18 protein-coding genes and 1 other RNA gene are annotated in these 19181 nt (G+C 47.2%); 15 read left to right on the top strand and 4 right to left on the bottom strand.

The window, feature by feature from the left end:
* Window positions 1-22: 22 nt before the first annotated feature.
* The 6 genes from gap to ACFQPF_RS04860 all read left to right on the top strand — a co-directional run bounded on the left by gap (window position 23) and on the right by ACFQPF_RS04860 (window position 7346).
* Entirely contained in the window at window positions 23-1030 is a 1008-nt protein-coding gene (gene gap / locus ACFQPF_RS04885; RefSeq protein WP_379747130.1) for a type I glyceraldehyde-3-phosphate dehydrogenase, read from the top strand.
* Between the two features lie 103 nt (window positions 1031-1133).
* Window positions 1134-2318 (top strand): phosphoglycerate kinase, encoded by a 1185-nt coding sequence (locus ACFQPF_RS04880; protein WP_379747128.1) that lies wholly within the window; start codon window positions 1134-1136, stop codon window positions 2316-2318.
* Between the two features lie 71 nt (window positions 2319-2389).
* Window positions 2390-3148: a triose-phosphate isomerase gene (gene tpiA / locus ACFQPF_RS04875; protein ID WP_379747126.1), complete on the top strand. Its 759-nt coding sequence runs from the start codon at window positions 2390-2392 to the stop codon at window positions 3146-3148.
* Window positions 3145-4680, top strand: coding sequence for a 2,3-bisphosphoglycerate-independent phosphoglycerate mutase (gene gpmI / locus ACFQPF_RS04870; protein WP_379747124.1), 1536 nt, complete (start codon window positions 3145-3147; stop codon window positions 4678-4680). The genes tpiA and gpmI overlap by 4 nt, the downstream gene beginning before the upstream one ends.
* Window positions 4681-4782: 102 nt before the next feature.
* Complete coding sequence (eno, locus tag ACFQPF_RS04865) at window positions 4783-6075, top strand: phosphopyruvate hydratase (protein WP_379747122.1); 1293 nt, start codon at window positions 4783-4785, stop codon at window positions 6073-6075.
* A gap of 650 nt (window positions 6076-6725) precedes the next feature.
* Window positions 6726-7346, top strand: a complete 621-nt coding sequence (locus ACFQPF_RS04860; protein ID WP_379747120.1) for a nuclease-related domain-containing protein — start codon at window positions 6726-6728, stop codon at window positions 7344-7346.
* Between the two features lie 389 nt (window positions 7347-7735).
* Here the strand turns inward: ACFQPF_RS04860 and ACFQPF_RS04855 are convergent, their stop codons facing one another.
* The gene (locus tag ACFQPF_RS04855) at window positions 7736-8533 is read right to left on the bottom strand and encodes an EcsC family protein (RefSeq protein WP_379747118.1); all 798 of its coding nucleotides are present in this window, start codon (window positions 8531-8533) and stop codon (window positions 7736-7738) included.
* A gap of 192 nt (window positions 8534-8725) precedes the next feature.
* On the opposite strand from ACFQPF_RS04855, the gene ACFQPF_RS04850 reads away from it, so the two are divergent.
* The 9 genes from ACFQPF_RS04850 to ssrA all read left to right on the top strand — a co-directional run bounded on the left by ACFQPF_RS04850 (window position 8726) and on the right by ssrA (window position 15439).
* Window positions 8726-9445, top strand: coding sequence for an FHA domain-containing protein (locus tag ACFQPF_RS04850; RefSeq protein ID WP_379747116.1), 720 nt, complete (start codon window positions 8726-8728; stop codon window positions 9443-9445).
* 146 nt (window positions 9446-9591) lie between these two features.
* On the top strand, window positions 9592-9795 hold the full coding sequence (locus ACFQPF_RS04845) for a hypothetical protein (protein ID WP_379747114.1): 204 nt from the start codon (window positions 9592-9594) through the stop codon (window positions 9793-9795).
* Between the two features lie 35 nt (window positions 9796-9830).
* Complete coding sequence (locus tag ACFQPF_RS04840) at window positions 9831-10130, top strand: hypothetical protein (protein WP_379747112.1); 300 nt, start codon at window positions 9831-9833, stop codon at window positions 10128-10130.
* A 97-nt stretch (window positions 10131-10227) separates the two neighbouring features.
* Complete coding sequence (gene secG, locus ACFQPF_RS04835; RefSeq protein WP_094254089.1) at window positions 10228-10458, top strand: preprotein translocase subunit SecG; 231 nt, start codon at window positions 10228-10230, stop codon at window positions 10456-10458.
* A gap of 162 nt (window positions 10459-10620) precedes the next feature.
* Window positions 10621-11307: an alpha/beta hydrolase gene (locus ACFQPF_RS04830; RefSeq protein ID WP_379747110.1), complete on the top strand. Its 687-nt coding sequence runs from the start codon at window positions 10621-10623 to the stop codon at window positions 11305-11307.
* Between the two features lie 13 nt (window positions 11308-11320).
* Window positions 11321-12070, top strand: a complete 750-nt coding sequence (locus ACFQPF_RS04825) for an alpha/beta hydrolase (RefSeq protein WP_379747108.1) — start codon at window positions 11321-11323, stop codon at window positions 12068-12070.
* Between the two features lie 36 nt (window positions 12071-12106).
* The gene (gene rnr / locus ACFQPF_RS04820; protein WP_425589395.1) at window positions 12107-14410 is read left to right on the top strand and encodes a ribonuclease R; all 2304 of its coding nucleotides are present in this window, start codon (window positions 12107-12109) and stop codon (window positions 14408-14410) included.
* A gap of 107 nt (window positions 14411-14517) precedes the next feature.
* Window positions 14518-14985 carry an SsrA-binding protein SmpB gene (smpB, locus tag ACFQPF_RS04815; protein WP_379747106.1) on the top strand — a complete coding sequence of 156 codons (468 nt, stop codon included), beginning with the start codon at window positions 14518-14520 and terminating at the stop codon, window positions 14983-14985.
* 93 nt (window positions 14986-15078) lie between these two features.
* Window positions 15079-15439, top strand: a transfer-messenger RNA (tmRNA) gene (ssrA, locus tag ACFQPF_RS04810).
* A gap of 253 nt (window positions 15440-15692) precedes the next feature.
* On the opposite strand, the gene ACFQPF_RS04805 is transcribed toward ssrA, so the two are convergent.
* The 3 genes from ACFQPF_RS04805 to ACFQPF_RS04795 all read right to left on the bottom strand — a co-directional run bounded on the left by ACFQPF_RS04805 (window position 15693) and on the right by ACFQPF_RS04795 (window position 19067).
* Entirely contained in the window at window positions 15693-17006 is a 1314-nt protein-coding gene (locus ACFQPF_RS04805) for a trypsin-like peptidase domain-containing protein (protein WP_379747104.1), read from the bottom strand.
* Between the two features lie 140 nt (window positions 17007-17146).
* Window positions 17147-17896 carry a sugar phosphate isomerase/epimerase family protein gene (locus ACFQPF_RS04800; RefSeq protein WP_379747102.1) on the bottom strand — a complete coding sequence of 250 codons (750 nt, stop codon included), beginning with the start codon at window positions 17894-17896 and terminating at the stop codon, window positions 17147-17149.
* A gap of 295 nt (window positions 17897-18191) precedes the next feature.
* Window positions 18192-19067, bottom strand: a complete 876-nt coding sequence (locus ACFQPF_RS04795; RefSeq protein ID WP_379747100.1) for an esterase/lipase family protein — start codon at window positions 19065-19067, stop codon at window positions 18192-18194.
* Between the last annotated feature and the right edge of the window lie 114 nt (window positions 19068-19181).

The raw sequence follows: 19181 nt of genomic DNA, 5'->3' as shown, positions 1-19181 counted from the left end.
AATCACAAGGAGGTCATTTATAATGGCAACGAAAATTGGTATTAACGGTTTTGGACGTATCGGACGTAACGTATTCCGCTCTGCATTCTCTAACCCTAACGTAGAAGTAGTAGCAGTAAACGACTTAACAGATGCTGAAACTCTAGCATTCTTGCTTAAGCACGACACGGTTCACGGCAAGTTCGAAGGAACAGTTGAAGTAAAAGAAAACTCTCTTATCGTTGACGGCCGCGAGATCAAAGTTCTAGCTGAGCGCGATCCTGCACAGCTTGGATGGGGAGACCTTGGCGTAGAGGTTGTTGTTGAATCTACTGGACGTTTCACGAAGCGTTCTGACGCTGCCAAGCACCTAGAAGCAGGCGCGAAGAAAGTCATCATCTCTGCTCCAGCAACTGACGAAGACATCACAGTAGTACTTGGCGTTAACGAAGACAAATACGATGCAGCTTCTCACGATGTAATCTCTAACGCGTCTTGTACAACGAACTGCTTAGCTCCTTTCGCTAAGATCCTTCATGAGAAGTTCGGTCTTGTTCGCGGTATGATGACAACGGTTCACTCTTACACAAACGACCAGCAGATCCTAGACCTTCCGCACAAAGACCTTCGTCGTGCGCGTGCGGCAGCTGAGAACATCATCCCGACTTCAACTGGTGCTGCTAAAGCGGTATCCCTTGTTCTACCTGAGCTTAAGGGCAAGTTGAACGGTATGGCTATGCGTGTTCCAACTCCAAACGTATCTCTAGTTGACCTTGTTGCTGAGCTTGAAAAAGACGTAACAGTTGACGAAATCAACGCTGCGTTTAAAGAAGCTGCTGAAGGCCCGCTTAAAGGAATCCTTGGCTATTCTGAAGAGCCGCTTGTATCAACTGACTACAACGGAAACGCTAACTCTTCTACAATCGATGCTCTTTCTACAATGGTTATGGAAGGCAACATGGTTAAAGTTATTTCTTGGTATGACAACGAGACTGGATACTCCAGCCGTGTAGTTGACTTGATTGACTTTATCGCTAAAAAAGGACTTTAATAAATAGAGACGAACATTAAGGAGGGGGAGAGAGGCACATACTCTACTCCTCTTTCCTATGTTTGTTAAAAATACCCACCCTGTCAGGAGGTCTCGAGTACTTATGAACAAGAAATCAGTTCGCGACATCGACGTGAAAGGCAAAACGGTATTTTGCCGCGTAGACTTTAACGTACCGATGAAAGATGGAGAAGTAACAGACGATACGCGTATCCGTGCTGCTCTTCCTACCATTCAATACTTAACAGAGCAAGGCGCGAAGGTGCTTCTTGCCAGCCATCTTGGCCGTCCAAAAGGACAAGTGGTTGAAGAGCTGCGTCTGGATGCCGTTGCGAAAAAATTGAGCGAGCATCTTGGCAAGGAAGTTGTCAAAACAAACGAAGCATACGGCGAAGAAGTACAGAATGCCGTTTCTTCATTAGAAGAAGGCGGCGTGATTCTGCTTGAAAACGTCCGTTTCTACCCTGGTGAAGAAAAGAACGATGCAGAGCTGGCTGAAAAGTTTGCCGGTCTTGCGGATGTGTATGTGAATGACGCGTTCGGTGCTGCTCACCGTGCTCACGCTTCAACAGCAGGCATTGCGAAGCACATCCCAGCTGTTGCTGGTCTTCTTATGGAAAAAGAATTGGAAGTTCTCGGAAAAGCTCTTTCCGACCCTGACCGTCCGTTCACGGCTATCATTGGCGGAGCGAAGGTTAAGGATAAAATTGACGTTATCAACAATCTTTTAGATAAAGTTGACAACCTAATCATCGGCGGCGGTCTTGGCTACACGTTCATCAAGGCGCTTGGACATGATGTTGGTAAGTCATTGCTTGAAGAAGATAAGATCGAAACAGCGAAAGGCTTCATGGAAAAAGCGAAAGAAAAAGGCGTGAACTTCATGATCGCTGAAGACGTGCTTGTCGCTGACGATTTTTCCAATGATGCAAACACGAAAATCGTGCCAATCAGCGAAATCCCGTCTGACTGGGAAGGCCTTGATATCGGAACCAAAACAGCTGCAAAATATGCTGAAGTCATCAAAAACTCTAAGCTTGTGATTTGGAACGGACCGATGGGCGTATTCGAAATCGATGCGTTCGCAAACGGCACACGCACTGTCGCAAACGCTCTTGCAGAAGCGACAGACACATACAGCGTGATCGGCGGCGGAGATTCTGCGGCAGCTGTTGAAAAGTTCGGACTAGCTGATAAAATGAGCCACATCTCTACAGGAGGCGGCGCTTCCCTTGAGTTTATGGAAGGGAAAGAGCTTCCTGGGGTTACAGCTTTAAACGACAAGTAAGCTAATTATTCGATGATGAAAACGGATGACCCCCGTTAACAAAATCGAAAATTTCTAAAGAGGTGATACACATGCGTAAACCGATAATTGCGGGTAACTGGAAAATGAACAAAACACTTTCTGAGGCGCGCAGCTTTGTGGAAGAAGTAAAAGGTCTAGTGCCATCAGCTGAAGCGGTTGACTCTGTCATCTGTGCCCCGGCGCTTTTCCTTGACTGCCTGGCAGACGAAACAGAAGGAACGCCTCTTTCTGTTGGTGCACAAAATATGCACTTTGAAGAAAGCGGAGCGTTCACTGGTGAAATCTCACCTGTTATGCTTAAAGATTTGAACGTACAATATGTGATTCTTGGACACTCAGAGCGCCGTGAGCTTTTCGCTGAAACGGACGAGCTTGTGAACCAGAAGACACACGCGGCATTCAAGCACGGCTTGACGCCGATCGTATGTGTTGGTGAAACGCTTGAACAGCGTGAATCTGAAAGCACAAAAGAGGTTGTAAAAGAGCAGACTGAAAAAGGTCTCGCAGGCCTAACGGAAGAACAAGTCACGCAAACGGTGATCGCTTATGAGCCAGTTTGGGCGATCGGAACAGGCAAGACCGCTTCTTCTGAAGATGCAAACGAAGTATGTGCCTACATCCGCAGCCTAGTGGCTGAGCAGTTCTCACAATCAGCAGCTGATGCTGTGCGCATCCAGTACGGCGGCAGCGTAAAGCCGGATAACATCAAAGAATTGATGGGTATGTCTGATATCGACGGTGCGTTAGTCGGCGGAGCAAGCCTTGACCCTAAGTCTTATCTGCAGCTTTTAGAAGGTGTAAGCAAATGAGCCACAAACCGGTAGCATTGATCATCTTAGACGGCTTCGCTTGCCGCCCAGAGGAAAAAGGCAACGCCGTGGCACAAGCGAACAAGCCCAACTTCGACCGCTACTGGGAGAAGTACCCTCACGCACAGCTTGTTGCAAGCGGTGAAGCAGTCGGTCTTCCTGAAGGACAAATGGGGAACTCTGAGGTCGGCCACTTAAACATTGGCGCAGGCCGAATCGTATACCAAAGCTTGACGCGCGTGAACCTAGCCATCCGCGAAGGTGATTTTGCAGAAAATCAAACGTTCGTTGATGCGATGGAACACGTGAAAAAAGAAGGAACGAACCTTCACATTTTCGGACTTCTTTCTGACGGCGGCATTCACAGCCACATCGACCATATTCTTGCTTTGCTTGAACTGGCGAAAAAGCGCGGCGTGAAGAACGTTTACCTTCACGGCTTCTTAGACGGCCGTGACGTTCCTCCGCAATCCGCTGAGCAGTATATCGAAAAGACACTCGAAAAGATGAAGGAGCTAGGCGTCGGAGAAATCGCGACATTGTCAGGACGCTACTATTCTATGGACCGCGATAAGCGCTGGGACCGAGTAGAAAAGTCGTACCGTGCCATCGCTTATGGCGAAGGTCCTGATTATACAGATCCGATGGACGTCGTAAAAGACTCGTATGCGAACGAAATCTATGATGAGTTCGTATTGCCATCTGTTTTGAAAAAAGAAAACGGAGAGCCGGTTGCAACTGTTCAGGATAACGATGCTGTGATTTTCTGCAACTTCCGTCCTGACCGCGCAATTCAAATCTCGCAAGTCTTCACGAACGAAGACTTCCGTGGATTTGACCGCGGCGAAAAGTTCCCTAAGAACCTTCACTTTGTGTGTTTGACGCATTTTAGTGAAACAGTGCAAGGAAATGTTGCATTCAAGCCGACGAACTTGGATAATACTCTTGGAGAAGTGCTGTCACAGCAAAACTTCAAGCAGCTTCGCATCGCGGAAACAGAGAAGTATCCGCATGTTACCTTCTTTTTCAGCGGCGGACGTGAAGCCGAATTCCCAGGTGAGAAGCGAATTTTGATCGATTCGCCGAAAGTCGCGACTTACGACTTGAAGCCTGAGATGAGCGCTTATGAAGTAACGGACGCGCTGTTAAAAGAAATCGAGGCTGACGCGCACGACGCGATCATCCTGAACTTCGCCAATCCGGACATGGTCGGCCATTCCGGAAAGCTGGAGCCGACGATCAAGGCGGTTGAAGCGGTTGACGAATGTTTAGGAAAAGTGGTCGATGCGATTATCGCCAAAGGCGGAACAGCCATCATCACTGCCGACCACGGAAACGCCGATGAAGTCGTGACGATGGAGGACAAGCCGATGACTGCCCACACGACAAACCCTGTGCCGGTCATCGTGACGAAAGACGGCGTGAGTCTCCGTGAAGACGGAATCTTAGCCGATCTTGCACCAACGTTCTTGAACCTTCTTGGTGGAAATCAGCCAAAAGAAATGACAGGAAAAACATTGATTCAAAAGTAAAGCTGGCAGCACGGCAAATGACCCTTGCCGTCATGCCCGAAAAATCCCGGATAAATGACCCTTATCCGGAACAAAAAAATGATCCATAAAGGAGAGGTTTTCATGCCACAAATTATCGAAGTTTACGCACGTGAAGTCCTTGACTCTCGCGGTAACCCGACAGTTGAAGTAGAAGTATACACAGAATCAGGCGCATTCGGCCGCGCGATCGTACCATCAGGTGCATCCACTGGTGAATACGAAGCCGTTGAGCTTCGTGACGGCGACAAAGAGCGTTACCTTGGAAAAGGTGTTCTTAACGCAGTAAACAACGTAAACGAAAACATCGCACCAGAGCTAGTTGGCTTTGACGTGCTTGACCAAGTCGGCATCGACCAAACATTGATCGAGCTTGATGGAACGGAAAACAAAGGCAAGCTAGGCGCTAACGCGATCCTTGGTGTTTCTATGGCGGTTGCACGCGCAGCTGCTGACTACCTTGGAATCCCGCTTTACCTTTACCTTGGCGGATTCAACTCTAAGACAGTTCCAGTTCCAATGATGAACATCCTTAACGGCGGCGAGCACGCTGATAACAACGTGGACATTCAGGAATTCATGGTTATGCCTGTTGGCGCTGAAAGCTTCTCTGAAGCAGTGCGCATGGGCGCTGAAATCTTCCACAGCCTGAAGTCTGTATTAAAAGAAAAAGGCTTGAACACTGCTGTAGGTGACGAAGGCGGATTCGCTCCAAACCTAGGCTCTAACGAAGAAGCGCTTCAAACAATCATGACAGCAATCGAGCGCGCTGGATATAAGCCAGGTTCAGAAGTGAAGCTTGCAATGGACGTTGCCTCTTCTGAGCTATTCAACAAAGAAGACGGCAAGTACCACCTTAAAGGTGAAGGCCTTGTGAAAACGTCTGAAGAAATGGTCGCTTACTACGAAGACCTCGTGAACAAGTACCCGATCATCTCAATCGAAGACGGTCTTGACGAAAACGACTGGGATGGCCACAAGCTTCTAACAGAGCGCATCGGTGACCGTGTTCAGCTCGTTGGTGACGACTTGTTCGTTACAAACACAGCGAAGCTTTCTGAAGGTATCGAAAAAGGCATCGCAAACTCCATCCTAATCAAAGTAAACCAAATCGGTACGTTGACAGAAACATTCGACGCGATCGAAATGGCGAAGCGCGCTGGCTACACAGCGGTTATCTCTCACCGTTCTGGTGAATCAGAAGACAGCACAATCGCTGACATCGCAGTTGCGACAAACGCTGGCCAAATCAAGACAGGTGCTCCGTCACGTACGGACCGCGTTGCGAAGTACAACCAGCTTCTTCGCATCGAAGACGAGCTAGGCGGCCTTTCCATCTACCCAGGAATGAGCACGTTCTACAACCTTAAAAAGTAATTGAGATTGATTGAACCCCCGGATGACGATTCGGGGGTTTTTGTGTGGTTTTGGGAAAATGTCGTAACTTTTTTCTGAAATGCTGTGACAAAGAGCTGATCTGCTTTAACTTTTTTTAAAAGTTGCTGTGACATTTCACAGAACTGCTGTAAGAAATCCTAACTTTGTTGTGATGCCTACACATTCTTTTAAAAATAGGGTGTTTTTTGACATATATGAAGCCCTTGAACGTTTCTTTTTCTTCAAATCGGTAAAAACTACTTCTTGTTAGGGCTTCAATTAATCATGTTCTGGAAAAAAGGATGGAAGGTGAGATGAGAATCTTAGCCAGGGTGATGGAGTTTGAGCAATTGTCGTAACTTTTCTATTAAATGCTGTGACAATAAGCTAAAATGCTTTAACTTTTTTTAGAGTTGCTGTGACATTTCACAAAACTGCTGTAAGAAACAGAAATTTTGTTGTGATGCCTACAAAATTCCATAAAAATTAAATGTTTCCCCAACTTATATCAGCCTTATAACGCCAAAATCATGATTCCACCCTAACCAAATCATCAAAAACAGCTTAAAAATGAGCGGATTTTTCCATTTCTCTGCTTAGATTTTTCAACAATACACGATTATGATGAAAAATAAAGGTGAGGTGATGAGATGATTAAAAAAATGAGAAAACGCACGTTGAAACTCGTTAAATTAGAGGTGTTGTCACGGAGGCTGATGCCGAATCATCCGAAAAGGAAGTATATTGAAGGTGATTTGGCGAAGCTGGAAGCGGGGTATAAGGGAGAGAAATCATTAGATTATTTCTTGGAACTCATAACGGATAAAGAAATCTTAGTGTTCCATGATTTAAGGCTTCCCATTATCCAGACCAAGGATTATTTTCAAATTGATACGCTCATTGTCACTCCTTATTTTATCGCCGTCGTTGAGGTGAAGAATATCAACGGCAACATCCATTTTGATCATTTGGCGGATCAAATCATCCGGACACTAAATGGAGAACAGGAAGCTTTTCAGGACCCGGTTAACCAGGCGGGAAGGCAATCCGCTCATTTAATGATGCTGCTGCAACATAAACCGTTTCAACAAATCCCGATTGAACACCTCGCATGTTTTACGAATTCTATTTCGGTCATCACATTCTCTAATAAGTATCCTGAAAAAGCAAAATTAAAGGTGATTCGTCCGAGAATCTCCCGGAAAAACTGGAACATTTCAAGAATTTGCATCCTCTTCCTATCTTCACAAAAAGTGACCTCAAAAAAATAACCGCCTTTCTTTTAAAAAATCATACAGATAATGAAACGGACATTCTATCGCACTATCATATTCAAAAGCACGAAATTATGACAGGTGTACAATGTGGATCTTGCTATGAGTTCTCAGTGCAAAGACAATATGGCAATTGGCGCTGCACGAACTGCCAGCACACTCACCGTGATGCCTACCTCCACGCCCTAAACGATTACAGTTTCCTTTTTTCTACTTCTATTTCTAATAAAGAAGCGAGGCTCTTTTTACATATTCCTTCATCCCACACAGCCATGAGAGTTCTTCAGAGTATGCGGTTGCCGGCGGAGGGTAAATCAAACAACTATCGCTACATCCTCCGAGAATAGAACAAAAAAACCGCCAAAACGGCGGCATCGTACAATCATTCAATTTAACCTTTCCAGCACCCGGCGTTTCTTATAAAGCATCATCCCGGTTTCCGCTACCTCATCGATCGCGCTGCGGTTGATGAACGCGCCGAACACGATACCGGCGATCGGGATCATCTGGAACAGCTTTTTCCAGCCGTAGTTGTCACGGTATGTCATAAGCACCTCGCGCCATCCTTGAATTTGTGAGAACGCCTGACGATTTGCCTCACTTTTGTTCAGCGCCGTCAGGTCCTCTAGGATCGCCTTCTTACCGACCACATCGGAAGAAGCAAATTGAAGGCACTTGATGATAAAATAGCGCTCTTCCTTCTCATGCGGGTCATAGCCGTAGGCAAGAGCGATCTCCTGCAGCGTTTTAAGTGCCAGTCCGAGGCTGAGCGGAATATCCGCAGCCAGTGTGAAGATACCGCCTACACCTGTGGAAGCCCCTTGGACGGCCGCGATGTTCTTGCGCGACGAACGAAGGTCTTCGGCGACTTCATCCATCACTGCGATCGGCATCGACGCGGCGGTCTCGATTGAAACGTCTTCGTCCAAAACGCCGCTATGCTTGGCAAAGCGGTTTAATATCGCCTTTTCTGAGATCAAGTAGCGTCCGCCTGTCTGTACGAAACCACCGATCTCATCGACTAAGGTCATCATCTTGTCTTGGATAAACTTGGGTGTGAACTTGTCCAGCAGCATAAAGGGAATCCGGCCGATACGCTCCCAGAACCATAGGCTTTTCTGATCTTTCTCCCATTTTTCAATGTCTTGAAGCATCGTTTTCAGCTGTTCGTGGTTTTCTGTCATTCTGATTTGCCTCGCTTTCGGTTAACAACCATACAAATTCTTTCTATTAACGTACCAGATTTGAAAATGTTTCAAAAGTCTAACTTTGTCCATTCGGTGTGGACTTTTCACTGAATGTGTCTTTTTGTGGTACCGGACCCCGATTTTGTTTACAATGCTAATAAGCACGTTGGTGGGCGGAGGAAGATGGAAATGGATAGGAAAGATTATTTGAAAATAGAGATAGGAGATCCATATGAGGCAGGCAGCATTATACCGTTAACAGAGGACAAAACGTTAAGTATCGGAAGGGTCAATCCAAGGTTGATGCTTGATGTTGCGCTGCAAAGTCCGTACGTCTCTCGAAATCATGCGGAAATTACCACTGAAAATCGTAAGGTGTATGTCCGAGACTTGGGCAGCAAGCATGGGACGGAGCTGAACGGTGCGGCGCTGACGCCTTATTTAAAAAATGAGCTGAAGGATGGAGATCGAATCACGCTGGCTAAAGGGGCGGTCTGCTTCACGTTTGCCGGCGGTGCGGAAGCGGACTGGGATATGACGATGGAGCTTTCGATGCCTGCCGGCGGGTTGGCAAGAATGGAGGAAGGCCTTTATATCATTCCAGAGAGGCGCCAGGTGGTGATTGATAATCATCATGTCATTTTGTCAGGAAAGCATACGGATTTGCTCATGCTGCTGCATGCGAGGAAAAATCAGGCTGTCAGCTATGATGAGATCAAAATTTATGTTTGGCCGGAGCGGCTCGGTCACGGGGGTCAGGCAGTTCCTGATGTAGGCAACGATGAGATTACCGCACTCGTCTATCGATTACGAAAGAAACTGAACAATTATGGCGATAAAATAATCAGCCTTCCCAGGTACGGCTATATGCTGGAATTGGAAGAAGGGAAACGGAGTCCCCAAACATAAGGGATTCCGTTTTTTTGTTTGAAATAATCTGACACTTATCATGAAAGTATCATGAAATCCATCATCAACATTCTATTTTGAAAAGTTTGCGGGAAGAGTAAATTATAACAAAGCCTTTTCATATACTATCAGTGGAGGAATGGTCAATGGCTGTTACAGAAAGCCGGCAGCAGCGGAAATCCCGAATATTTCGGTTTAAATTATTGCTAGGATTTATCATGATGCTGTTTATGATTCTCTATATTCGCGTATATGAATTGCAGATCACCAACGGACAGGACGCGCGTGACAAATCAGAAACATATGAGGATGTTGTCGTGAAACGTTCAAAATCCTCAAACGACGGGTAAAAGCAAATGATCAACAGGCAAAGAGGTGAAGTGAAATGTCGGGCAGCATTAAAAATGCATCTCATCATCCATACCACGCTGACCCGGTCAGCATCGTCGGCAGTGTCCGGGATGCTGGCGGAACAGCGTTCACTATTGAGCATAAGCAGCAGCTGCTGAAGGTGAAGCTTGATGCTGGCACGGAGCTTCTGGACGGAGATAAGACATTGGACATAGCATTGGAAGAGGCCGTCAAAAAAGGCGTGAAAGTACATATTATCGGCCTCCTCAATAAAAAAGTGAGCGAAATACGGGCTCTTAGGCTTTATATCTTTCATAAAGAGTTTAACGGATAAGGCATGAGCCGGAAAAAGTTGAAAAACACTTTGCCTCACCCTCTTTGCTGTGATACATTTAAAGTAATGCAAAGCGGATACGGTGGAGGTGTTACATATGCAAACAGCAGCAACCATTCTTCTTATTATCGTGTCCATCGCTTTAATCGTCGTGGTCGTCCTTCAGTCAGGACGTTCTGCAGGCCTTTCCGGTGCGATTACAGGCGGTGCGGAACAGCTTTTCGGAAAACAAAAAGCGCGCGGTATCGATGCACTATTGAGCAAGCTGACAGTCATTCTGGCAACTTTGTTCTTCGTGCTTTCCATCGCAGTAGCTTATTTCCTATAAGTAAACGTGGCTGATTAGCTTAACGGCAGCGGAAAACGTTATAGAGAAAAAGCCTTTAAACGGCAGGTGTACAAGCACCTGCCGTTTTCGCATTCCTGCAAGTGCCTGCAATGGTTCACCAGAGCGGCAATAGGGTATCCTATAAGTAAAAAAGGTGGTTGTATGATAGGCTGTCTTTGTTTACACGGGTTCACGGGAAGTCCGTATGAGATTGAGCCTGTGACAGAGTATTTAAAGAAACACACAGATTGGATTTTGTCTGTACCGACCTATCCGGGTCATGGCGACATCCTGAACCTTAAGGGAATCACGCATACCGAGTGGATTGAAGAAGCAGAGAGGGCGTATCTTGATTTGCGTGAAAAAGCAGATGTGATTTACATTCTCGGCTTTTCCATGGGCGGTATGATCGGCGGCTATCTGGCATCGAAATATGGCTGTGACAAGCTGATCCTTCTTAGTGCAAGTGCGTATTATATGAACCCTGCTCAGATGCTCAAGGACATATATGATGTGGTTAGATCTGGCATTTCCGGACAGCTAAAGGATCATGAACTTTTTTTGCGCTACAAGAAAAAGTTTATGGACACCCCTTTTAGCGCAACGAGGGAATTTCGCAAGCTTGTTCGTACATTAAAACCATCGCTTTGTGACATACAGGCGCCGACATTGATCATTCAAGGGGAATGTGACGGGCTCGTGCCCAAAAAAAGCGCCGAATACTTATACCGTACCATCTCGTCGCCTCAAAAAAAGCTTTGTTACCTGCAGCAGTCGAAGCACATGATCTGTCATGATGTGGAGCAGGAGCAGCTGATCGACGAAGTGTTTCAATTTTTAATGAAGTAAGGAGTTATGCAACATGATGAAAATCAGCGCACCTAAACCATTTTTCTTTGAAGGAGGAAAGCGTGCCGTTCTGATGCTGCACGGTTTCACAGGAAGCTCAGCCGATGTCAGGATGATGGGCCGCTATCTCAATAAGCAAGGATATACATGTATGGCGCCGCAATACAAAGGACATGCCGTTCCGCCAGAGGAGCTTGTCAAAACTGGTCCAGCTGACTGGTGGCAGGACGTGATGGACGCCTACACCGAGCTGAAAGAAAAGGGATATGAAGAAATCGCAGTATGCGGACTCTCTCTTGGCGGTGTGTTCTCACTCAAGCTGGCGACCACTCAGCCTGTAATGGGTGTCGTTCCGATGTGTTCTCCCATGTATATTAAAAGCGAGGAGATAATGTTTGAAGGAGTTTGCGCCTATGCGAGGGAATATAAAAGCAGGGAAGATAAATCGCAGCAGCAGATCGACAGTGAAATGGAAGACTTTGGAAAAACGCCGATGAATACACTGAGAGAACTGCAGGAGCTGATTGCAGAGGTGCGAAACTCAGTCGACATGGTGTATGCGCCGCTGTTCGTCGTACAGGCGCGGCACGATGAAATGATTGATGTGAATTCGGCAAATATTATATATGAAGAAGCCGAAAGCGATCATAAAGACATCAAATGGTACGAAAACTCAACACATGTTATTACATTGGGCAAAGAAAAAGAACAGCTTCACAAGGATGTTCACACGTTCCTTGAATCTCTTGACTGGTCAGAGTAACGCTGTCCATTTTCCGTCCCGAAAGGAGGAAAAATAGTGGATAAACAAACCATTTTAGATATCATGCAGCAATCCGAGAAGCCATTGACCGTTCAGGAGCTTGAAGAGGGCCTACAGCTGAAGGATGCCGAAAGCTTTAAACAGCTTGTTCTGACGCTGAACCAGATGGAGGAGGAGGGAGCGGTCGTCCGCACGAGAACGAACCGCTACGGCCTCCCGCAGAAAATGAATTTGATAAAAGGGAAAGTGCAGGGGCACGCAAAAGGCTTTGCTTTCCTTATCCCCGAAGAAGAGGGACAGAAGGACGTCTATATCTCGCAGTCGGATATGAACGGTGCGATGACAGGCGATGTCGTTCTTGTTAGGCTGAACGCCGATTCTCAAGGCTCACGTCCAGAGGGCACGATCATCCGTATTTTAGAGCGCGGCGTGACAGAAGTCGTTGGGACGTTCCAGGAAAGCCGCAGCTTTGGTTTCGTCGTCGCAGACGACAAGCGCATCCCGAACGATATCTTCATTCCGGCAGACGGAGTGAACGGAGCGGTCGAAGGACATAAAGTCGTCGTGAAGATCGTGAAATACCCGGAAGGTCGCAACAGCGCCGAGGGTGAAATCATTCATATTATCGGCCACAAAAATGACCCGGGTGTGGACATTATTTCGGTCATTTTCAAGCACGGTCTTCCTCGCGAGTTTCCGGCTGAAGTGATCGATCAGGCGAACAGCGTGCCAGACGTGATTGACCCGAAAGATATTGAGGGGCGCCGTGATCTGCGGGAAGAAACGATCGTCACCATTGACGGCGAAGACGCGAAAGATCTGGATGATGCCGTTAACGTGGAGAAGCTGCCGAACGGCAACTATAAGCTCGGCGTTCATATTGCCGACGTTTCTCATTATGTGACAGAAGGTTCGCCGATCGATGTGGAAGCGAAGGACCGCGGAACGAGCGTATATCTCGTAGACCGCGTAATTCCGATGATTCCGCACCGTCTCTCGAATGGCCTTTGCTCATTGAATCCGAAAGTCGACCGTCTCACTATTTCGTGTGAGATGGAAATCAATCAAGATGGTCATGTTGTCAAGCATGACATTTTCCCAAGTGTGATCCGCACAACAGAGCGGATGACGTACACGAATGTCCGTAAAATCCTGCAGGACGAGGATGAGGCGGTCACAGAACGCTACGAGCCGCTTATTCCGTTCTTTAAGCTCATGGGAGAGCTGGCGGAAGTGCTGCGCAAAAAGCGCTTTGCGCGCGGCGCGATCGATTTTGATTTTAGCGAAGCAAAAGTGCTTGTAGATGAAAACAGCGACCCGCAGGACATTGTACTGCGTGAGCGTTCAGTTGCCGAACGCTTAATTGAAGAGTTCATGCTTTGTGCGAACGAAACAGTCGCCGAGCATTTTCACCGCATAGACATTCCGTTCATGTACCGTATTCACGAAGATCCAGACGAAGGTAAAGTAGAACGTTTCCTCGAATTTGTGGCGATGTTCGGCTACGCATTGAAAGGCACGCCGGGTGACATTCATCCACGGACGATGCAGCAGCTGCTCGAAACGGTGAAGGGTGAGCCAGAGGAAATGGTTATTTCGAAAATAATGCTTCGCTCGATGAAGCAGGCGAAATATGATCATGTTTCTCTCGGACATTACGGCCTTGCCACCGAATTTTACACGCATTTCACATCACCGATCCGACGTTATCCGGATCTGATCGTCCACCGTTTAATCAGAACATATTTGTTCAATAAAAAAACGGACCCAAAAACCGTCAGCCATTGGAAGAGCGAGCTGCCGGGCATCGCCAAGCATTCCTCTGCGATGGAGCGCCGCGCTGTTGATGCCGAGCGTGAGACGGATGATCTGAAGAAGGCGCAGTTTATGGTCGACAAGATCGGGGAAGAGTACGATGGTGTTATCAGCTCGGTCACGAACTTCGGATTGTTCGTCGAGCTGCCGAACACGATCGAAGGTCTCGTACACGTCAGCTATCTGACAGATGATTATTACCGTTATGATGAAAAATACATGGCGATGATCGGGGAAAGAACAGGTAACGTGTTCCGTATTGGCGATGAGATTTCCATAAAAGTCGCGAACGTGAACATCGATGAGCGTGCAATCGACTTTGAAATCGTCGGCATGAAAGGCACCCCGAGACGCCGTCCGAAAGAACGCCAAAAGGTGATCGATGGCGGCGGAGCTAGCCGAGGACGCAGACGCCGTGGCGGCCGCAGTGCGGAAGGCAGCAAGGACAGCAAGCCTTCGGTTAAAGGCAAGAAAAAGCCATTTTATAAGCCGGTCGCGAAAAAAGGCAAGAAAAAGAAAAAGTAAGGATGACGGTCAAGGTTCAGCGGCCTCTTCGGCTGAACCTTGACGTTTTCTGACCAATTTTGTTATAATCGATCATGCAACTCTTTTAGGAAAGGATTGACCATCAGATGCCAAAAGGCGAAGGAAAAGTCGTCGCTCAAAACAAAAAAGCGACACATGACTATCATATCGAAGACACATACGAAGCAGGAATCGTCCTTCAGGGCACTGAGATCAAATCCATCCGAGCAGGCAAAGCAAACCTGAAAGACTCCTTCGCCCGCGTTCAAAACGGAGAGCTATTTCTTCATAACATGCATGTCAGCCCGTACGAGCAAGGAAACCGGTTCAACCATGATCCGCTCCGGACGCGCAAGCTGCTGCTTCACAAAAAGCAGATCAGCCAGCTGATTGGGGCCACGAAGGAAAAAGGGTATTCCATTGTACCTCTGAAAATGTACTTGAAGAACGGATTCGCGAAGGTTTTGATCGGAATTGCGAAGGGTAAGAAAAACTATGACAAGCGAGAAGATTTGAAGCGAAAAGACGCTAAGCGCGAAATCGAGCGTGCCTTCCGCGACCGTCAAAAGGAGTAGTTTTTACAGAAAGTGACATTTAGTTCACTGACTTTCTGTGTTATACTCGTAGTACTGTGAAGGAACATTTCTTCACATCTCATACTTTTATATGGGGACGCTACGGATTCGACAGGGGTAGTTCGAGCTTAAGTTGCGAGTCGAGGGGGTCGGCCTCGTTAAAACGCCAAAGCCAATAACTGGCAAAACTAACAACAACCTAGCTTTAGCTGCTTAATAGCACTTTAGCTGTTCCTCCCTCCATTGCCTACGTGGTAGGGTAAGGGACTCACTCTTAGTAGGATACGCCGGCTGTCCTCCGCCTGAGGACGAAGGAAGAGCACAATCAGGCTAGCTGTTCTGACGCCTGTCGATTGGCAGACGGATTAGCGAAACGCGAATAGATCGACTACACTCGTAGAAGCTTAAGTGCCGTTATCTTTGGACGTGGGTTCGACTCCCACCGTCTCCACCATACATAGGTGGCTCAAGACCAGCCGATCAGGCTGGTCTTTTTATTCGGAAAAATATGATTTTTTTATCTAAAGAATGCTTTTTCAAATCCTACAGAAGTGTATTTTCTGTTTCTTGAAGTAACAACATTTTAACGATCAAGAATCCACAGACCTCTCTTTTTTTCATGGTTATTTTTATAAATGGAATAATATGATCTAATATAGACAACAAAAAGCCGCCTTGTGGAATACTTCCAGGCGGCTTGTATGTGTTTAATCTTCTTTTTTCTTTTCCTCCTGCTGCTTTTGAAGCGCAAGCAATAACTCTTGAACATTGAGGTTATCCATAGATGGGACGGCTGCTTGTGCACTAGGCTTAGCTTTCGGCTTCATCGCGAACGTGAAGAGTATCAAAAAGAGAATGAGCATTAATGCGACGCCGTCTGCGATATAGAAGATCGTGCTGTAATCGCTCCATAGCGTTTTGCTGTCTGGCGTTTTTTTCTCAGCCAGCGCGATATAGCGGCTGATTTCTGAGTGCTTCGGATACAGTCTTTCCACCGCTTCGAACTTTTCAAGTGCATTCTTATAGTAACCCGACCAATAGTAGATCAATCCCTCTTCGTAAAGGATGTCGGTCTGGCTTTTCTTGTTTTTTGCTCCTGCCTGGTTCACAAATTCTTTTACCGTATTCACGGGAACCGCGAAGTTAAAGCCCTGCACTTCCTGGCCGTTTACCGTATCACCGCGGAAGGTGAGCAGCCCGACGATCTCGCCTTTTTCGTTAATGACAGGGCCGCCGCTGTTTCCGTGCGTGGAGGCCGCGTTCAGCTGGATGACCGGACTGCCTTGCTCGGTTTTCTTTGAAGTGGCGGATACCTGGCCGGCGTTCATGGAAGAAACGAGTGAAGAGTCAGGCGAGAGCAGGTCTGAGTCCGCTGCTGCCGGATAACCGATCACCCAGATGTTATCCTGGTTCTGAATCGTGTCAGAACTGCCGAGCTGGAGTGTTGGCAGGTTCTTTCCTTCGACTTTTACGACAGCCACGTCTTTGCCTTCATTAATAGGCGCACCGTAGCTTTTTACCTCACCTGCCAGCTCCTCGCCGCCAGGCATGATGACTTTCAGCACTTTTTCTACATTCGTGTAGCTGGTGTGCATCACCATATAATTGTAAACAATCTCGTAGTCATATCCGAAATAGTCGGAGATTCCGCCGACAAGCTGTTCGAAAGCAATATTGGCGATTTCTTCCTCATCAAGCTGTGAACCCTCCACCACGTGTGCATTTGTCACAATATAGCCATCTGAGCTAATGATGGCACCTGATCCTGAGCCTCCAAAAATACTTTGGTTCTCAATAGCCGCCATGTAGGTTGCTGCATCCGGGTCTGTGCCGGTGAACTGCCAATCAACGATAGAGTAGTCCAGAATGCGGACGACGCCTGGCTTAGACAGCTCTGCCAGCTTTTGTGCTCGGGAGACTCCAGTCGGTTCAGGCTGTATGTTCAACAGAAACAAGGAAACGGCAATTGCCGCAGCAAGAAGAACACTGACCGGAATCGTCCAGACCGCTCTTTTTTTCAAAATATCTCACCCTCTTGGAATCAAGTTAAAGGCAATATATTCGAGGGTGAAGTCATTGTTATTTTGTACCCGAAAATAATACAGGCAATAATAAAAAAGCTCATGAGGTTGATCTCAAGAGCTTTTTAAGCTGACTATGACTATAATGATTTCAAATAAGAAAGACTATGGCTGACACTTTCAAACGGATCTAGGCGGCAAATGTCTTGTTCGACAACGTACCAGTCCACATGCGCTGATTTTCCGGCATCCAGCACACCGTTCAAGTCAATGCCGCCAGTGCCAAGCTCAGCGAAGAAACGTTCGCTGTCGGTTGTCATGTCCTTTAAATGGAGCAGTGGAGTCCGTTCGCTGTAGCGTTTGATCCATTCAGCTGGATTCTCTCCCGCATACGTGAGCCAGTACACATCTAGCTCCGCCTTCACCCAGTCAGGATTGGTTTCTTCTAGAATCAGCTGCAGTGCCGAGCGTCCGTCGCTCATCTTTTCTAGCTCAAAATCGTGATTATGGTAACAGAGCGTGATGTTGTTTGCTGCGCATTTTTCGCCGGCTCTGTTCAACGTGTCGATTAGCTGTATGTAGTCTTTTTCGGTTCGCTCGTTTTCTTCTAAATAAGGGCAGACGATATACTTGCTGCCAAGTGCTAATTGAATCTCGATTTCCTTGTCGAGCACGTGGCGGATGTTATTCAGAGGCACATGGCTCGAAGCCGCGCGCAGTCCAAATGTATCAATGACGTTTCTCAGTTCTTTCGCTTCCAGTCCGCCATATCCAGCGAACTCGACACCGTCAAACCCGATTTCGGCCACTTTCTTCAACGTGTTAATAAAATCTTTTTCACTTGCATCTCGTAAAGTGTACATCTGCAGGGCGATAGGTTGGTTGATCATGGGTAGATAGCTCCTTTTTGATGTGATGTTTTCTTAAGTGTACAGGAGAACATGTTCGTGTGAAAGAAAAGAGAATGTATGGTAAAAAACGGAATTAAGCCCGCAGATTGTGAAAGTGCGCGCGGACTTCACAAGAACTTGGGCGAAAATGTTAAGAACACGCCTGCGCCACAGCCAAACACGTCCGCAAATATGTAGAACGCGCCCTCGCACCCCCATACCGCGCACCAAAATGGCTTTATTAACAAAAATAGAAGCTCACCGGCAGCAAAATAGCCAATAAGCTTCATAAATTTTATTCAAACAGCCCTGACGCCCGACGGCCATCTGCCGGTCCGTCGTGTTCGAGCGCGTCAAACACAAACTTAAACGCGAGCGGGTCCTGGGCGATGTTCTGATGCTCAATCTGATCATATGGGAAGTAGTCTTGAATCGTAATATTCGCTGTTTCTTTAGCAGGACCTTCTAAGAATGCTGAATGGTACGGTACGACAATCTCATCGTTTCTCGTCGTCACGATCGTGAATGATGCGCTGCCCGGTGTTTCGTCACCGCTGTTCAGCTTGGTTAAAAACTCAGAGCCTGTTGCCTGGTCCTGACAGGCTGCGCAAGACGTGACATCGGCTCCTGTAGACGTAAGCTTTGATAAGCCCGCCACCCCGTCTGTGCCATGATTAGAAGGGACGAGACCGATTAAGTCTTCTACTTTATTGCCGCCGCCGAGAAACTTCATATATTGCCTCGGCATCATTCCGCCCTGGCTGTGGCCGACGATCGAAACTTTTTCGGCACCTGTAAGGGCAAGTACATTATCGATAAATCCTTTAAGTTCAACGGCAGAATCCGCTACCGGACCGGATGCCGGAATGCCGTTGCTGTAGCCATAATTCAGTGCGAACACGCAATATCCTTTTTCCTTTAAAAGCGGAGCCAAGTTGATCCAGTTGCGTTCCATCGTCTCGAACGTTCCAGGAACGAGCACAACCGGATAAGGGTGGTCAGGTGTTGGCCGGCAGCGCGGATCGTTCGCTCCTGGCGGGGGTGTTCCTTCTTCCGCCAAAAAGCCTCCTGACAGAAGACCCGCTGCGCTTGCGGGCTCTGCTTTGCTGCCAATCCCCATCATGCTGAATAAACCAATCATGGCCACAACAGCCATCCATACATTCTTCATATACTAGCCTCCTTATAGAATGTAAAAAGACACACGTCAATCCCTCTTAACAGGTCTTGTGTGCGTCTCCTTTTTCTCCAACACGTAAAATATTAACTTGTCTACATTAAACAA

Origin of the sequence: Fictibacillus iocasae (assembly GCF_042665465.1) — a bacterium.
Taxonomy (GTDB): Bacteria; Bacillota; Bacilli; order Bacillales; family Fictibacillaceae; genus Fictibacillus; species Fictibacillus iocasae.
The sequence above is the reverse complement of the archived record's forward strand: the minus strand, read 5'-3'. Positions and strand labels throughout refer to the sequence as shown.

Coding starts and splice junctions, on each gene's coding strand:
- gap (WP_379747130.1), top strand. CDS start 23: ATGGCAACGAAAATTGGTATTAACGGTTTTGGACGTATCGGACGTAAC.
- ACFQPF_RS04880 (WP_379747128.1), top strand. CDS start 1,134: ATGAACAAGAAATCAGTTCGCGACATCGACGTGAAAGGCAAAACGGTA.
- tpiA (WP_379747126.1), top strand. CDS start 2,390: ATGCGTAAACCGATAATTGCGGGTAACTGGAAAATGAACAAAACACTT.
- gpmI (WP_379747124.1), top strand. CDS start 3,145: ATGAGCCACAAACCGGTAGCATTGATCATCTTAGACGGCTTCGCTTGC.
- eno (WP_379747122.1), top strand. CDS start 4,783: ATGCCACAAATTATCGAAGTTTACGCACGTGAAGTCCTTGACTCTCGC.
- ACFQPF_RS04860 (WP_379747120.1), top strand. CDS start 6,726: ATGATTAAAAAAATGAGAAAACGCACGTTGAAACTCGTTAAATTAGAG.
- ACFQPF_RS04855 (WP_379747118.1), bottom strand. CDS start 8,533: ATGACAGAAAACCACGAACAGCTGAAAACGATGCTTCAAGACATTGAA.
- ACFQPF_RS04850 (WP_379747116.1), top strand. CDS start 8,726: ATGGATAGGAAAGATTATTTGAAAATAGAGATAGGAGATCCATATGAG.
- ACFQPF_RS04845 (WP_379747114.1), top strand. CDS start 9,592: ATGGCTGTTACAGAAAGCCGGCAGCAGCGGAAATCCCGAATATTTCGG.
- ACFQPF_RS04840 (WP_379747112.1), top strand. CDS start 9,831: ATGTCGGGCAGCATTAAAAATGCATCTCATCATCCATACCACGCTGAC.
- secG (WP_094254089.1), top strand. CDS start 10,228: ATGCAAACAGCAGCAACCATTCTTCTTATTATCGTGTCCATCGCTTTA.
- ACFQPF_RS04830 (WP_379747110.1), top strand. CDS start 10,621: ATGATAGGCTGTCTTTGTTTACACGGGTTCACGGGAAGTCCGTATGAG.
- ACFQPF_RS04825 (WP_379747108.1), top strand. CDS start 11,321: ATGATGAAAATCAGCGCACCTAAACCATTTTTCTTTGAAGGAGGAAAG.
- smpB (WP_379747106.1), top strand. CDS start 14,518: ATGCCAAAAGGCGAAGGAAAAGTCGTCGCTCAAAACAAAAAAGCGACA.
- ACFQPF_RS04800 (WP_379747102.1), bottom strand. CDS start 17,896: ATGATCAACCAACCTATCGCCCTGCAGATGTACACTTTACGAGATGCA.
- ACFQPF_RS04795 (WP_379747100.1), bottom strand. CDS start 19,067: ATGAAGAATGTATGGATGGCTGTTGTGGCCATGATTGGTTTATTCAGC.